At 64.5% G+C, this 15,399-nt stretch carries 9 protein-coding genes; all 9 read left to right on the top strand.

What is annotated here, in order from left to right; genetic code table 11:
• The first annotated feature begins 47 nt into the window (after nucleotides 1–47).
• The 9 genes from ACQY80_RS01925 (at nucleotide 48) to ACQY80_RS01885 (ending at nucleotide 15,378) form a co-directional block, all read left to right on the top strand.
• Nucleotides 48–806, top strand: coding sequence for a DeoR/GlpR family DNA-binding transcription regulator (locus tag ACQY80_RS01925; RefSeq protein ID WP_428683096.1), 759 nt, complete (start codon nucleotides 48–50; stop codon nucleotides 804–806).
• Nucleotides 807–1,016: 210 nt separating this feature from the next.
• Entirely contained in the window at nucleotides 1,017–3,662 is a 2,646-nt protein-coding gene (locus tag ACQY80_RS01920; protein ID WP_428683094.1) for a TonB-dependent receptor plug domain-containing protein, read from the top strand.
• Between the two features lie 13 nt (nucleotides 3,663–3,675).
• Complete coding sequence (locus ACQY80_RS01915) at nucleotides 3,676–6,930, top strand: family 78 glycoside hydrolase catalytic domain (RefSeq protein ID WP_428683092.1); 3,255 nt, start codon at nucleotides 3,676–3,678, stop codon at nucleotides 6,928–6,930.
• Entirely contained in the window at nucleotides 6,930–8,393 is a 1,464-nt protein-coding gene (locus tag ACQY80_RS01910) for a carboxylesterase/lipase family protein (RefSeq protein ID WP_428683090.1), read from the top strand. The genes ACQY80_RS01915 and ACQY80_RS01910 overlap by 1 nt, the downstream gene beginning before the upstream one ends.
• The gene (locus ACQY80_RS01905) at nucleotides 8,393–9,256 is read left to right on the top strand and encodes an alpha/beta hydrolase (RefSeq protein ID WP_428683088.1); all 864 of its coding nucleotides are present in this window, start codon (nucleotides 8,393–8,395) and stop codon (nucleotides 9,254–9,256) included. Before ACQY80_RS01910 ends, ACQY80_RS01905 begins: the two co-directional genes overlap by 1 nt.
• Nucleotides 9,253–10,851 carry a tannase/feruloyl esterase family alpha/beta hydrolase gene (locus ACQY80_RS01900; protein WP_428683086.1) on the top strand — a complete coding sequence of 533 codons (1,599 nt, stop codon included), beginning with the start codon at nucleotides 9,253–9,255 and terminating at the stop codon, nucleotides 10,849–10,851. Before ACQY80_RS01905 ends, ACQY80_RS01900 begins: the two co-directional genes overlap by 4 nt.
• Entirely contained in the window at nucleotides 10,848–12,524 is a 1,677-nt protein-coding gene (locus tag ACQY80_RS01895; protein WP_428683084.1) for an AMP-binding protein, read from the top strand. The genes ACQY80_RS01900 and ACQY80_RS01895 overlap by 4 nt, the downstream gene beginning before the upstream one ends.
• Nucleotides 12,521–12,856, top strand: coding sequence for a hypothetical protein (locus ACQY80_RS01890; protein WP_428683082.1), 336 nt, complete (start codon nucleotides 12,521–12,523; stop codon nucleotides 12,854–12,856). The genes ACQY80_RS01895 and ACQY80_RS01890 overlap by 4 nt, the downstream gene beginning before the upstream one ends.
• Entirely contained in the window at nucleotides 12,856–15,378 is a 2,523-nt protein-coding gene (locus ACQY80_RS01885; protein ID WP_428683080.1) for a beta-glucosidase H, read from the top strand. The genes ACQY80_RS01890 and ACQY80_RS01885 overlap by 1 nt, the downstream gene beginning before the upstream one ends.
• The last annotated feature ends 21 nt before the right edge of the window (nucleotides 15,379–15,399 follow it).

The following is a 15,399-nucleotide window of genomic DNA, read 5'->3' as shown; positions in this document are numbered from 1 at the left end:
GGCGCAATCAGACAGGGACCCCGATGCACGCAGCCGAACGCGAAAAAATGATCCTCGACAGCCTGGGCGAGAACGGATTTGTTTCGTTTCGCGATCTGGAAAGCCGTGTCGCCGCGTCCCCCGCAACCATCCGCCGCGATCTCGACCGGCTGGAAGAAGCCGGCGTTATCACGCGCGTTCGCGGCGGGGCAAAGCGTGTCGGCGGTGGCGGCGCGTCGACCGCATCCGAAGAGGGGCTGTCGGGCATCCCATTTCACGAGAATATCGGTCGCAACCGCGCCGCCAAGGAAGCTATCGGGCGCGCTGCGGCGCAGTTCTGCATCCCGGGTGAAGGCGTGATGATCGATGGCGGCTCGACGACGCTGCAGATGTGCCCGCATCTCGACGGCCTGAGCCTGCAGGTCCTGACCAACTCGCTGCATATCGTCAGTGCGCTGCTGCCACAGCCGACGACGCGTATCCTCGTGCCGTCAGGACAGGTGTTCCGCGAACAGAATATCGTGCTGTCGGCGGCGGGCGACGACGGTATGCCGCGCTTTCATGCGCCGAAACTGTTCATGGGTGCAGCGTCGATGGGCCCGGCGGGGCTGATGCAGGCCGATGTGATCCTCGTTGCCGCCGAGCGCCGCCTGATCGAACGCGCCGACGAGATCATCGTGCTCGTCGACAGTTCGAAATTCTCCGGTCCGTCGGGCAATGTCGTCTGCTCGCTCGACGAGATCGACATCGTCGTCACCGACTCCGCGATCGAGCCGCGCCACGTCGGGATGATGGAAGCCGCCGGTATCCGCGTCGTTATCGCCTGATTTTCTCAAAGCCTTTGAAAGAAAACCGCAGCCGACCGTGCTGTTGGGGCAGAGATGATTGAATTTGATCGTTGACGTGATTGATAAAGACAAATAATGACCATTGATGCATAAACGCTCATCGAAGCGTGGCATCGGAGGAACAAGATTGCCGGACAGGCGCCTCCGTAAAAAGGGACAACTCGCCAAGGCGAGTGCAGGGAGGATGCGATGAAGGCGATGACGACAGCGGGTCTGGATATGGTTGCGCGGCGCGGCGCTTGGCGGTGCGGCATTTCGGCACTCGCGTGCGCGGGCGCGCTTCTCGGGGCAAGCAGCGCACATGCGCAGGATGCTGATTCCGAGGCGCCGAGCGATGCGGACATAGTCGTCACCGGCACCTTGCTACGGGGCGTTGCGCCTGTCGGCACGAATGTTATCGCGGTGAGCGAAGCCGACGTCGTCGCATCGGGTGCGGCATCGGCGAACGACTTGCTCGCCTCGATCCCGCAGGTTGGCAACTTCGGCACGATCCCGGCGGGCCTTGGCAACTTCGGCAATCCGATCGTGCGCCCGAACATCCGCAATCTCGGCAACAGCGGCGGGTCGACGACTCTGGTGCTCGTCGACGGTCACCGGATGGTCGGCGCGGGCATCCTCCAGACGAGCTTCGACCCCTCGGCGATCCCGCCCGACGTGATCAAGCGCGTCGACGTCATCCCCGACGGCGGCTCGTCGATCTATGGTTCCGACGCGATCGGCGGCGTGATCAACTTCATCACGCGTGACCGCTATGACGGCGTCGGCGTTAACGCGCGCTACGGCTTCGCCAAAAATTACCAGACGATCGATGCCAGCGTCATCGCCGGCAAGGACTGGGGCTCGGGCTCGGTTTTCGTTTCCTATTCCTATGCTTGGCATGACGATCTGATCGGGCTTGACCGCGGCTATGCGACCGCGGACCAGACCGACCGTGGCGGCGGCGATTTCCGCAGCACCGCCTGCGCGCTCGCGAACATTACCGTGGGCACGACGACTTATGCGCTGCCCGGCCGGACGCCGGGAGTGAACCGCTGCGACCAGACCGATTATGCGGCGATCTATCCGCGCGAGGAACGTCACAGCGTCTTCGCCGGCCTGACGCAGGATCTCAGCGATTCGGTTGCATTCAAACTGTCGGCCTATTGGTCGAAGCGCAACACGCTGCATCGCAGCGCGCAGAGCAGCGCAAGCGGCACGATCACCGCCGCGAACCCCTTCTTCCGCCCGATCGGCGCCGAACTGGCGCACACGGTTTCCTTCGCGTTCGACGACGTCTTTGGCCCGAGCAACGACAGCCCGTCGAGCTTCACCTCTTATGGCATCACGCCCAGCTTCGATTTCGAACTGGGCGGCGGCTGGCAGCTGCGCACGCTCGCCAATTTCGGACGCAGCGAGAATGAGTCGACCGAGCGCTCGTTCAACTCGACGCTCGCGACGATTGCTCTTGCGGGCACCACGACGGCAACCGCGCTCAACCCGTATAACCTGTCAGCGACCTCGCCTGCGGTGCTCGCCGCGATCGACGATTTCGTCAACTATGGCGAGGCAACGCAGGAGCTTGCCGAGGGCCGCGTCGTGCTCGACGGCCCGATCACCGCGCTGCCGGGCGGCGACATTCGCCTCGCGGTCGGCGGCGAATATCATTACGAGAATATCCGCTCCTTTACCGGCAGCGGGCCCGAAAGTGCCGTCACCGGTTCGAACGCCTACACCGCGCGCAATGTGAAGTCGCTGTTTGGCGAATTGCTGATCCCGATCTTCGGCGCCGATAACCGCACGCCGGGGTTCTACAGCCTCGAGCTGTCGGGATCGATCCGCTACGACGATTACAGCGACGTCGGAAGCACGACCAATCCCAAGATCGGGGTGACCTGGCGCCCGTTCGAGGCGCTGACGATCCGCGGCAATTACGGCACGTCGTTCCACGCGCCGAGCCTCGCCGACCTTGGCAATTCGGTCGACGCGCGCGTTCAGGTTCTGCCGTTCAGCCCGTTCCGTGCGCCGACCAGCTCGCCGTTCGACGCGCTGCGCCCGACGATTGCGATCGCTGGCGGCAATGCCAATCTTAAGCCCGAGCGCGCCGACACATGGTCGCTCGGTTTCGATCTCAAGCCCGCAGCGCTTGAAGGGTTCGTCGCCAGCGCGACCTATTTCAACGTGAAGTTCAAGGACGCAATCGCGGTCCCGCCCTTCACTTCGCCGCTGCTGTTCACGACGCCGGCCTATTCGGATTTCTACATCCTCAACCCGACGCTGGCACAGGCGCAGGCGGCGGCGGGCAACCTCCGCGTCGACGGCGTGCCGAACCTTGCGACGCTCTTCGCATTCAGTTCGCCCTATGTGTTGTTCCTTGCACAGCGCGCGAACCTCGGCGCGGTGAATGTCGACGGGATCGACTTCAATCTCGCCTATAATCGGCCGACGGGCTTCGGTTCGATCAACGCGAATTTCACGGGCAGCTATCTGCTCAATCGCGAGACGCAGGTCGTGCAAGGCGGTCCGGTCAACGACGATCTCAAGAACGGCACCGGACGGTTTCTCTTCACCGCGGGACTTGGTGCCACGGTCGGCGACTTCGCGGCGCGTGCGACGCTGAACCATCGCAGCGGCTATCCGATTATCGGCCTGCCGCCGCAGACGCGCATTTCGGCGTTCGACACCGTCGACCTCTTCTTCAGCTACGATCTGGGAGACATGCTTGCGAACACGCTGCTGACGCTGAATGTCGACAATGTCTTTGACGCCGATCCGCCCTATCTGAATAGTGCGGGTGGCTATACCAACGGCAGCACACTCGGCCGGCTGGTATCTTTCGGTATTCGCACCAAATTCTGACGGGGAGGTTGGGTTGCCGCTGATCGGAAGCTTGCGAGGCCTGCTCTGGGGTGCGCTCGCGGCCGTCGGCATGGCGACCTTGCCTGCACGGGCGGCCGATCAGGCTCCGGCGGAGCTGCGGACCGAATATGTTGCGGCGCCGCTGGGGCTGGACACCACGGCGCCGCGACTGACGTGGCGGTCGCCGGTGGCGCTGCAGAGTGCCTACCGGGTCCGCGTCGCGACTTCGCAAGCCGACCTCGAGGCCGCGCCGCTCTGGGACAGTGGCAAGGTGGCCTCGGCGGACAATGTCCAGATCGCCTATGCGGGGCCGGCGCTCGCCTCACGCCAACGCTATTGGTGGCAGGTGCAGGTGTGGGACGCCGACGGAAAAGTTACCGGCTGGAGTACACCCGCCTGGTGGGAAATGGGGCTTCTGGCTTCGTCTGATTGGCAAGCAAAGTGGATTTCGGGGCCGCGGCGTCGCGACCATGACTGGGGCGATTTGACCCTCGACGCCGACCTCACGCTGACCGGCAAGAGTGTCGACATATTGTTTCGTGCGCTGCCCAACGGCAAAACCTATGGCGACGCCTATGTCTGGACGCTCGCCGACGACAAGAATGGACCCGAGCTGATCCAGGCGATCCGCCGCTATCCCGGCGGGACGAGTTCGGCGATCAAGATGGAGCGGCTGGGGCAGGTCAAGCTTGCGCCGCCGCTCAAGGGGCGCCGCATCGCGCTGTCGATCCGCGCCGAAGGCGGCCAGATCGTCACGCGCATCGACGGCGCCATCGTCGCGACAGTCGACAATGACGTGCACAAGCATGGCACGATCGGTTTCGCCGGTAAGGAAGCCGACGCGGCGATTGTCCACAAGGTTAGCGTGGCGGGCACGCAAAGTCCCGCGGTCGCGTTCGATTTCGCGCGCGGCGACAATCCTTTTACCGGCGGCAGCGTGGCGAAGGACGGGCTGGTCATTGCCAGCGGCGTGCCCGGCGTTGATCTTATGCTGCCCATCGAGGGGCCCGCACCGCTTGTCCGCCGTGGCTTTCGTCTCACCAGGCCGATCACAAGTGCGCGCCTCTATTATGCCGGGGCGGGCATGCCGCGCCTTTCGGTCAATGGCACCGTCGTCGGTTCGTCGCTCGGCGCTGGCTACACCGCCTATGACAAACGCGTCCTTGGCTATACTCTTGACGTCACCAGCCTGCTGCGCCGCGGCGAAAATGTGATCGGCGCCGAACTCGGGCGCGGCTGGTACGGGCTGACCGATCCGAACGAATGGTATTTCCACGCGGCGCCATGGCATGCCGAACCTGCGCTGAAGGCCCAGCTCGAAATCGCCTATGCCGACGGGACGCGGGAAACAGTCGCGACCGATGGAAGCTGGCGCACCGTGTCCGGTCCGACGCTGAATGACTCGGTGCATCGCGGCGAGCGCTTCGACGCGCGGCTGGTGCAGGCGGGTTGGGACCGCGCGGGTTTCCGCGACCGCAAATGGCAGGCCGCGCAGGTTGTCGAGGGGCCGACGGGGCAGCTCGTCGCCGCCAACTCGGAAGCGATCGAACCGGTCGGGGCGATTTCGCCCGTCGCGGTGAAAGAGGTCGCTCCCAGCGTCCATGTCTATGACTTCGGACGCATCGTTGCGGGCTGGCCGGTGCTGAAGCTCAGCGGGCCGCGCGGGATGACCGTATCGATGGTGGCGAGCGAGCGCATCGCCGACGATGGCAAGGTCGTTCCGGCCGCCGGCCTGATCGACGCGCAACTCCAGACCGACCGTTATACGCTCGCGGGCAAGGGGTTGGAACAATGGGAACCGCGCTTCGGTTATCGCGGCTTCCGCTATGTGCAGGTCGATGGCTTTCCCGGGATTCCGCCCGAGGGGGCGCTGACCGCACGGATCGTCCATTCGGCGGTCGCGCGCACCGGAAGCTTTACAAGCGCTGACCCGCTGCTGAACCAGATCGATTTTGCCGCGATCGCGTCGATTCTCAACAACCTCCACGGTTTCCAGACCGATACGCCGACCTACGAGAAAAATGGCTGGAGCGGCGACGCGCAGGCGTCGGCGGGCGCCGCAGCGCGCAGCCTCGATATTGCGCGCGTCTGGACCAAATGGCTCGCCGATTTCCGCGATGCCCAGTCGGAGAAGGGCGAGGTGCCTGAGATCGCGCCGACAACACCCTTCTATGGCTATGAAAACACGCCCGGCTGGAACGTGATCTGGGGTCCGACGACGCCGTGGGACGCCGCGGTGATGATCCTGCCGTGGGAACTCTATACAACCACTGGCGACACGCGCATTCTTGCGGACAATCAGGACATGCAGCGCCGGCTGGTCGATTATACCGCGACCTTCATCAAGGCGCCCGATTACCAGCGCTCGGCGGGGCTCTCCGAATGGGCGTCGGCGGGCGGCATGGATTACAGCAATGCACGCGGCGGCGGCATCGATGCGGTGACGACGGCTTATTTTTTCCATCAGGCCGATTTGCTCGCGAAATCGTCGGCGGTCGTCGGCAAGGCAGAGGATGCTGTGCGCTACGCGAAACTCGCGGGTGATATCCGCGCGGCTTATAACGCGCGCTATTGGGATGCTGCCAAAGGCTGGTATCGCACGGTCGATACCAAGGGCGTCGTCGGTCCCGCTACGCAGGTGCAGAATATCCTGCCGCTCGCGTTTGGCATGGTGCCGTCGGGTCGTGAGCAAGGCGTGGCCGACACCATAGCGCGCGACGTCGACAGGCAGGGCCTCCGCACCGGTGTCTATGGCGCACGCTACCTGCTCGAAATCCTGAGCGACTATGGCCACGCCGATCTCGCCTACCGGGTCGCGACGCGCACCGACGAACCGGGCTGGGGCTGGTGGATCAAGAACGGCCATTCGACGATGTTCGAGACGTGGAGCCTCAACAGCCGCTCGCGCGACCATCATTATTTCGCGTCGATCGCCGACTGGATGCGCCAGCGGCTCGCGGGGCTGCGTCCAGGCGCGCCGGGGTACAAGGTGGTGCTGGTCAAACCCGCGATCCCCGACGGGCTTGCGAGCGCCGAAGCGGCGATGGAAACGATCTACGGCCGCGCCTTTTCGGGGTGGAAGGTCGACGGGGGCAGGCTGACGCTGACCGCCGAAGTGCCGGCAAACACGTCGGGCGAAATCTGGGTGCCGTCGCGCTTTGGCGCCGTGGCGCTGCCCTCTGGCGCCAGCCCGGTTCGCGAGGACAAGGGCTATTCCATCTATCGCACCGGCCCCGGCCGTTTCGTCTTTACTACCGGAGGCAAGTGATGATCCGCAGCACACTGATTTCAGTTGCACTTTTGGCATCTCCGGTCTCTGCACAGCAGGTTGCGATCGACAGCGGTCCCGTTGCCGGCGTGAGCGCCGACGGCGTCACATCGTTCAAGGGTATCCCCTTTGCCGCTCCGCCGGTCGGTGCGTTGCGCTGGAGCGCACCCGCGCCCGTCGCATCATGGAACGCGCCGCGCGACGCGATGGCTTATGGTCCCGACTGCATGCAGAACCCGCTGCCCGGTATCCAACCCGGGTCGCGGCCGATGAGCGAGGATTGCCTGACGCTCAATGTGTGGACGCCGGAACCCGCCAAGGGCGCCAGATTGCCGGTGATGGTCTGGATTCACGGTGGCGGTTTCGTGGGCGGGTCGGGCACCTTGCCCGAAACCGACGGCAGTCTGCTTGCAAAGCGCGACGTGGTGGTCGTCAGCTTCAACTATCGTCTCGGCCGCTTCGGCTTCTTTGCGCACCCGGCGCTGGGCGAGGGCGGAAACTGGGGGCTGATGGACCAGATCGCCGCGCTCAAATGGGTTCAGCGCAACATTGCATCCTTTGGCGGTGATCCGGCGAAGGTCACGATCTTTGGTGAAAGCGCCGGCGGGGAATCGGTGTCGCGGCTGATGGCCTCGCCTGCCGCGAAGGGCCTGTTCGCGCGTGCGATCGTGGCCTCGGGCGGCGGCCGCGACGACTGGCCGACGCTGACCGAGGCGCAGGCGAAAGGCGAGGCGTTCGGTACGCGTGCGGGAGCTGCCAACGCTGCAGATCTCCGCGCGCTGCCCGCCGACAAAGTGCTCGGCAGCCTCGCGCTGATGAGCAAGGAAGAGGATCGCTATTCGGGACCGATGACCGACGGCATGATCGTACCCATGGGCGCGGACACTATTTTCGCCGAGGGGAAGCAGGCGCGCATTCCCTATATCATCGGCAACAACGACGACGAGCTCGGCTTCATCCCCGCGCCGTTCCGGGCGATGGTCAATGGCCCGGTCGAAAAATCGCTGGGCGCGGCTGCCATCACGGTGAGGGCGGCCTATGCCAGCGAAGACGAGGCAAACCGGCGGCTTGGCGGCGACGCGATCTTTGCCGAACCGGCGCTGGCCTTCGGCCTGATGCAGGCTCGCGTCGGGGCGCCGACCTTCCTCTATCGTTTCGGTTATGTCGCAGAGGGGCAGCGCAAGCCCGACGTCGGTGCGGTGCACGCGTCGGATGTCGCCTTCCAGTTCGGCAATCTGTCTGCCGATGCAACCGCCGCCGATCGCGCTGCGGCGAAACAGCTCGGCGATTACTGGACCAATTTTGCGAAGACCGGTGATCCCAACGGTAGCGGTTTGCCCGTCTGGGCACGCCTCGATCCCGCGGCACCGCAGCTGCTGTCGATGGGTATCGACAAGACCGCAATGGCGCCGGCAACCACGCCCGCGCTCAACGCCATCGCCGCCGCACGGGACGGAAAATAATGAAAGTCATAACCATGCGCCTCTCGGCCGTCCTTGCTGGCGCATTTGCCATTGTTGCGATTCCCGCCTGTGCATGGGAGGTGATCCGCCTGTCGTCGGACCCTGTGCCTGCGACTTCGAAAGAGGTGCGCGAGACCGGGCCGTTCGGAACGATCGTCCGCAATGTTTCGGATGCGACACTGACCCCCTATGTGGCGGACAAACCCAACGGCACCGCGGTGATCGTGGCGCCGGGCGGCGGCTTTCACATGCTGTCGATCGACAACGAGGGCGAGGCGGTTGCGAAATGGCTGAACAGCCAAGGCGTCACCGCTTTCGTGCTCAAATATCGCCTGCTCGAGACCGGCGCGGATTTTCCGCTCCAGATGATGCGCTATCTGGCCAATCTTCCCTCATTGCGCACAGCCGTCGAACCGCTGCGCCCGCTAGCGACCGCCGATGGCGAGAATGCGGTGAAATGGGTGCGCAAGAATGCCGGCCGCTATCACATCAAGCCGAACCGCGTCGGACTGATGGGCTTTTCGGCCGGCGGCGCGGTGACGGTGTGGGCGCTGGCGGCAAACAAACCCGCGAGCCGTCCCGACTTCGCGATCGCCATCTATCCCGGCCTGCTCCCCGACACGATCGCGGTGCCGAAGAAGGCTCCGCCGCTGTTCGTTGCGGCAGCGAAGGACGACAAGCTGGCCTATGACGACAGCGTCCGCCTCGCCGCTGCATGGAAGAGTGCCGGCGCGAGCAGCACGATCGTCACATACGAGAGCGGAGGTCATGGTTTCGGCATGAAGAAAAGTGGCAAACCGAGCGACGCATGGACCGACGCGATGGCCGCGTGGATGCGCAGCCAGGGACTCGTCGGCAAATGAGGGCCGCATCGCTCCTCCTGCTCGTCGGTGGATCGCTGCTTGCGGGTTGTACCGCGAACGAGCCTGCACCCGCGCCAACGCCCGCCGTGCAAAAGGCCGATAGCTGCGAAGCGCTGACCGGTCTGGCGCTCAAGGGCGGCAAGGTCGATGCCGCGACCTCACTAGCGGGCGGCGCGATGGTCAATCTCGAGGCGGGCAAGCCCGGCCTGCCGGCGCCCGCCGCCTTTTGCCGCGTGCAGGCGACGCTTTCGCCGGTGCCGGGATCGTCGATCAAGGTCGAGGTCTGGCTGCCCGCTCGCGCTGGCTGGAACGGCAAGCTGCTCGGCGCGGGCAACGGTGGTTTCGGCGCGAACATGCTGCTGCCGTCGCTGCTGATGCGCGGGGCGGTGCAAAAGGGCTATGCCGCGGTCGGAACCGACATGGGGCATTTCAGCGAGGCCGATGTCGATGCGAGCTGGGCGCTGAACGCGCCCGAGAAAATCCGCGACTATGGCTGGCGCGCCAATCATGTCGGCGCCGAGGCCGCGAAACAGGTGCTCGCGGCCTATTATGATGAGCCGCTTGCGGCGAGCTATTTCCATGGCTGCTCGGACGGTGGCCGACAGGCGCTGATGCTCGCGCAGCGTTTTCCTGCCGACTATGATGCGATCATCGCGGGCGCCCCCGCCATGCCGTGGACACGCATGGCGAGCGCCTTTACGAACAATGCTGTCGCGGCGGGGAAGCCCGGCGGCGATCTGCCGATGGCAAAGCTGAAATTGCTCCAGTCCGCTTCGCTCGGCGCGTGCGATGGTCTCGATGGCGTCAAGGACGGCGTGATCGACGATCCGCGTACCTGTCGTTTCGATCCCGCGAAGCTGGCGTGCAAGGGCGGCGATGGCGCCGATTGCCTGACCGCGGGCGAAGTCGCGACCGCGAAGCTGTTCTATGAGGGCACCAAAACCGCCGACGGCAAGCCCTTCTACCCCGGTTTCGCGCCGGGCGCCGAGGCCGAGGCAGGCACCTGGTCGCAATGGCTGACCGGCAAGACGTCGCAGCATGTGAAGTTCGGGACCGCATTTTTTCGTTATTTCGTGCATGCTGATCCCGACTGGCAGCTCTCGGACTTCGATCTAGAGAAGGATTATGCGCTGGCAAAGGCGCGCGTTGGCGGGGACCTCGATGCCGACAGCAGCGACCTTGGCGCCTTCTACAAACGCGGCGGCAAGCTGATCCTCTACCATGGCTGGAACGATGCCGGGATTCCGGCACAGAACACCGTCGATTATTACGAGCGTCTGGTCGCTGCCAATCCAAAAGCGGCATCCACTTCGGTGCGCCTGTTCATGGTGCCGGGCATGTCGCATTGCCTTGCGGGGCCGGGACCGAACAATTTCGATCCGCTGGCCGCGCTCGATGGCTGGCGGCAGGGCGGGCCCGCGCCCGAGCGGATCATTGCGACCAAATATGACAATGATCTGTTTGCCTATATCGGCTTGCCTGCAAAGGCCGGACGGACCCGTCCTCTGTGTCCTTTCCCGAAAGTCGCGAAATGGGACGGCAAGGGCTCGACCGACGAGGCCACAAGCTTTGCGTGCGAGGCGCCCGGCAAATGACGAGCCATGTGACAGGCGCAAACGAGCCGCCGTTGATCGAACATACGATCGGCGAAGCGCTCTCGCTCGCCGCCGAACGCTGGGGCGCAAACGATGCGCTGGTTTCGGTGGCGCAGGGCATCCGCTGGAATTTCGCGGAATTGCTCGAACGGTCCGACGCTTTTGCCGCCGGCCTGCTTGCACTCGGACTCCATCCCGGAGACCGCATTGGCATCTGGGCGCCCAATTGCGCCGAATGGGTGCTGACCCAGTTCGCCGCTGCACGCGCCGGGCTGATCCTCGTCACGATCAATCCCGCCTATCGGCTGTCCGAAGTCGAATATACGATCAACAAGGTCGGACTGTCGGCGCTTGTTGCCGCAACGAGCTTCAAGACCAGCGACTATCCCGCGATGATCGAGGAACTCGCCCCGGAGGTTCCGGCGAGCACGCCGGGCGGGCTTCACGCGGCACGGCTGCCGATGCTCCGCTCGCTGATCCTGATTGGCGAGCAGGCGCGTCCCGGCTGGCTGCGTTTCGACGATGCGGCGGGACTTGCGACCGACACCGACCGCGAGCGCCTCGCTGCGATCGCGCCGACGCTCGACCCGGACGACGCGATCAACATCCAGTTCACCAGCGGCACCACCGGCCTTCCGAAGGGGGCGACGCTCAGCCATCGCAACATCCTTAACAACGGCTATTTCGTCGGCCGCACGCAGGGGCTGACCGAAGGCGACCGGATTTGCATCCCGGTGCCGCTCTATCATTGCTTCGGCATGGTGATGGGCAACCTCGCAAGTATCACGCACGGCGCAGCGATGGTCTACCCCTCGGAAGGCTTCGATCCCGATGCGGTGCTCCGCGCGGTCGCGGCGGAGCGCTGCACGTCGCTTTATGGCGTGCCGACGATGTTCATCGCGGTGCTCGCGCATCCCGGTTTCGGGCAGTTCGACGTCTCGTCGTTACGCACCGGCTGCATGGCCGGCGCAATCTGCCCCGAACCGTTGATGCGGCAAGTCGTCGAGCGGCTGAACATGCGCGACGTAACGATCGCTTACGGCATGACCGAGACAAGCCCGGTGAGCTTCCAGACCACGCCCGAAGATCCGTTCGAGCGCCGCGTCGGGTCGATCGGCCGGGTGCAGCCGCACCTCGAATGCAAGATCGTCGACGTCGATGGCAACATCGTCGCACCCGGCGAGCCCGGCGAGCTGTGCACGCGCGGCTATTCGGTAATGATCGGTTACTGGGACGAGCCGCAGCGGACGATGGAGTCGATCGACGAGGATGGCTGGATGCATTCGGGCGATCTCGCGACGATCGATGCCCAAGGTTACGGCAATATCGTTGGCCGCCTCAAGGACATGGTTATCCGCGGGGGCGAGAATATCTACCCGCGCGAGGTCGAGGATTATCTCTATCGCCATCCCGCGGTCGAGGATGTCGCCGTGGTCGGGATTCCCGACGAACGCATGGGCGAGGAGCTGTGCGCATGGGTACGGCTCAAGCCCGGCGCCAGCGCCGATGCCGAAGCGATACGCGAATTCTGTCGCGGCCAGATCGCCCACTATAAAGTCCCGCGCTACGTACGTATCGTCGGCGAATTCCCCACTACGGTGACGGGGAAGGTCCAGAAATATCTGATCAGAGAAGCGATGGTCGCCGATCTCGAAAAGGAAGACGCAAAATGAAGATTGCCATGTTTGTTGCGGCGCTGATGGCCGCCGCTCCCGCTTTTGCCCAAGGCACCGCCGCGCCGGCGCCTGCCCCCGCAACGCCCGCTCCGGCGCCGGCCGCGCCCGCCAGCGACGCGAAATTCACGCTCGACACGCCGCTTCAGGACATCGCCGCCGACGAAAAGGGCAAGGCGGTGATCGAAAAGCATTTCCCCGGCATGATGGCGCTGCCCGAATATGAAATGTTCAAGGCGATCAGCCTGACGCAGCTCCAGCCTTATGCCAACGGCAAGATCACCGACGAGATGCTGGCCGCGACGGCCAAGGATCTGGCGGAGATCAAGTAATGAAGGGCCGGACAGCCTATCTGGCGGCAACTCTGCTGTCCTCCACGGTGGCGCTGTCCGGCGCTCAGGCGCAGGATATGATCTACAAGAATAAATCGGCACCGCTCGAAGCGCGCGTCGACGACCTGATGGCGCGGCTGACGCTCGACGAGAAGATCCTGCTGCTCGCGGGCGAGAGCTCGATGACGCTGAACCCGATTCCGCGGCTCGGCATCCCGTCGATCCGCATGACCGACGGCCCGACGGGTGTCCGTTCGCCCGAAGGCAAGCCGGCGACGGTTTTTCCCGTTGGTGTCGCGATGGCGGCGACGTGGAATCCCGATTTGACTGCAAAGGTCGGTGCGGCGATCGGTAAGGAAACGCTCGCGCACGGCGCCGACGTCCTCCTCGCGCCGACGGTCAACATCGTCCGCACCCCGCGCTGGGGGCGCAATTTCGAAACCTATTCGGAAGACCCGTATCTCGCTGGCCAGATCGGGCTCGGCTATGTGAAGGGCGCGCAGGGCGCGGGCATTGGCGTCTCGCTCAAGCATTTCGCCGCGAACAATCAGGAAACCAACCGCTTCATCGTCGACTCGGTCGTCGATCCGCGAACGCTGCGCGAAATCTACCTCCCGGCGTTCGAGACGGTTATCAAACAGGGCGATCCCTGGTCGGTGATGGCGTCGTACAACAAGATCAATGGCATACATGCGGCGGAAAACCGTTGGTTGCTCACCGACCTGCTCAAGACCGAATGGGGCTACAAGGGCTTCGTCGTGTCGGACTGGGGCGCGGTCCATTCGACCGCACCGACGGTCAATGCAGGTATGGACCTCGAGATGCCGGGTCCGCCGAACCATTTCGGTGCGAAACTCAAGAAGGCGGTCGAAGAAGGCAAGGTCACGACGGCGCAGCTCGACGACAATGCCCGCCGCATGGTGCGGCTGATCGTACGCAGCGGTGCGATCGAGCGCGGGGTTGCCCGCCCGGTCGCCGAACAGACGCCGCGCAATGCCGCGCTTGCGCAGGCCGCAGCCGAAGAGGCTATCGTCCTGCTCAAGAATAACGGCGTCCTGCCGCTGCAGTCATCGATCAGGACGCTCGCGGTGATCGGGCCCAATGCCGACGTCGTGCGTATCCAGGGCGGTGGCAGCTCGGCTGTGGTCCCGTTCGAGACGAGCACTCCGCTCGCCGCACTCAAGGCCGCGCTGCCGGGCGTGAACATCATTTACGCGAGAGGTGTCGATAACGAGGAAACGCCGCCGGGCGCCAACCCGAAGCTATTCAGCCCTGGTGCCGATCGCAGCGTAACCGGCCTCACCGCGACCTATTATGCCAACGCCGACATGAGCGGTGAACCGGTCAAGCGCGAAACCGCAACCAGCTTCCTGAAGCGGATCAGCGGCAACATCGCGGGGCCGCAGGTTACCGGATATGCGGCCTTTCGCTGGGAAGGGCAGTTCTGGCCCGAAAAGAGCGGCACCTACGAATTCAGCACGCGCGGTACCGGCAACGCGACGATCACGCTCGACGGCAAGACGGTATTGTCGAAGGCGAGCGCATCGACGCCCGATATCCGCGACGTGCTCGGCTTCCCCATTCCCCGCCGGACGGTGTCGGTCCAGCTCGAAGCCGGCCGTAGCTATCCGATCCGTCTCGACTATGTGAACGGCCAGACCCCTTATGAATATTTGAGCTTCGGCATTCGCGAACCGCTTCCTTCGTTCGACGAGGCGGTTGCCGCGGCGCGTGGCGCCGATGCCGTGGTCATGTTCGTGGGTTCGTCTTCGACGACCGAGGGCGAGGGTTACGACCGGACCTCGCTCGACTTGCCGGGCGATCAGAACAAGCTCGTCGAAGCGATCATTGCCGCCAATCCGAAGACTGCGGTGGTCGTCAATGCCGGTGCGGCCATGACAATGCCCTGGGCAGGCAAGGCGCCGGCGATCGTCGACATGTGGCTTCCGGGGGAGGGGGGCGCTGCGGCGCTCGCCAATATCCTGACCGGCAAGGTCAACCCGTCGGGCAAACTGCCGGTGACTTTCCCGGCGCGGACCGAGGACGACACCATCAATCTCAAGGGCGCCAAGACACCCTATTCCGAAGGGTTGCTCGTCGGGTATCGCGGCTATGTCGCAAAGGGCGTGACGCCGCTCTTCGCGTTCGGCCACGGCCTCAGCTACACCAGCTTCGCCTATTCCGGCCTCTCGGCGCCCGCACGGATCAAGGGTGAGGCGGCGGTGCCTGTCCGGGTGACGCTGCGCAACGTTGGCGCGCGCGCGGGCAAGGAGGTCGTGCAGATTTACATTGCGCCTGTTGCGCCGGCGGCCGGCGACCCGCCGATCGCGCTACGCGGCTTTGCTAAGGTGGACCTCGCACAGAAAGCACGCCGCACCGTCACCATTATGCTCGATCGACGTGCTTTTTCGCAGTTCGATCCGACATCAGGCCAGTGGCGGGTGATGCCCGGGCGTTACAGGATACTGGCCGGGTCATCGTCGGCGGACATTCGCGAAGCCCGCGAGGTCGAGGTCGAATGAGGGACCGCTTGACGCGGGTGC

This window comes from Sphingopyxis sp. (assembly GCF_965279755.1).
Taxonomy (GTDB): Bacteria; Pseudomonadota; Alphaproteobacteria; order Sphingomonadales; family Sphingomonadaceae; genus Sphingopyxis.
The sequence above is the reverse complement of the archived record's forward strand: the minus strand, read 5'-3'. Positions and strand labels throughout refer to the sequence as shown.

What these genes read in the sequence shown, in the direction of transcription:
- ACQY80_RS01900 (WP_428683086.1), top strand. Translation starts at nt 9,253, where the DNA reads ATGAGGGCCGCATCGCTCCTCCTGCTCGTCGGTGGATCGCTGCTTGCG.
- ACQY80_RS01885 (WP_428683080.1), top strand. Translation starts at nt 12,856, where the DNA reads ATGAAGGGCCGGACAGCCTATCTGGCGGCAACTCTGCTGTCCTCCACG.
- ACQY80_RS01920 (WP_428683094.1), top strand. Translation starts at nt 1,017, where the DNA reads ATGAAGGCGATGACGACAGCGGGTCTGGATATGGTTGCGCGGCGCGGC.
- ACQY80_RS01905 (WP_428683088.1), top strand. Translation starts at nt 8,393, where the DNA reads ATGAAAGTCATAACCATGCGCCTCTCGGCCGTCCTTGCTGGCGCATTT.
- ACQY80_RS01910 (WP_428683090.1), top strand. Translation starts at nt 6,930, where the DNA reads ATGATCCGCAGCACACTGATTTCAGTTGCACTTTTGGCATCTCCGGTC.
- ACQY80_RS01925 (WP_428683096.1), top strand. Translation starts at nt 48, where the DNA reads ATGATCCTCGACAGCCTGGGCGAGAACGGATTTGTTTCGTTTCGCGAT.
- ACQY80_RS01890 (WP_428683082.1), top strand. Translation starts at nt 12,521, where the DNA reads ATGAAGATTGCCATGTTTGTTGCGGCGCTGATGGCCGCCGCTCCCGCT.
- ACQY80_RS01895 (WP_428683084.1), top strand. Translation starts at nt 10,848, where the DNA reads ATGACGAGCCATGTGACAGGCGCAAACGAGCCGCCGTTGATCGAACAT.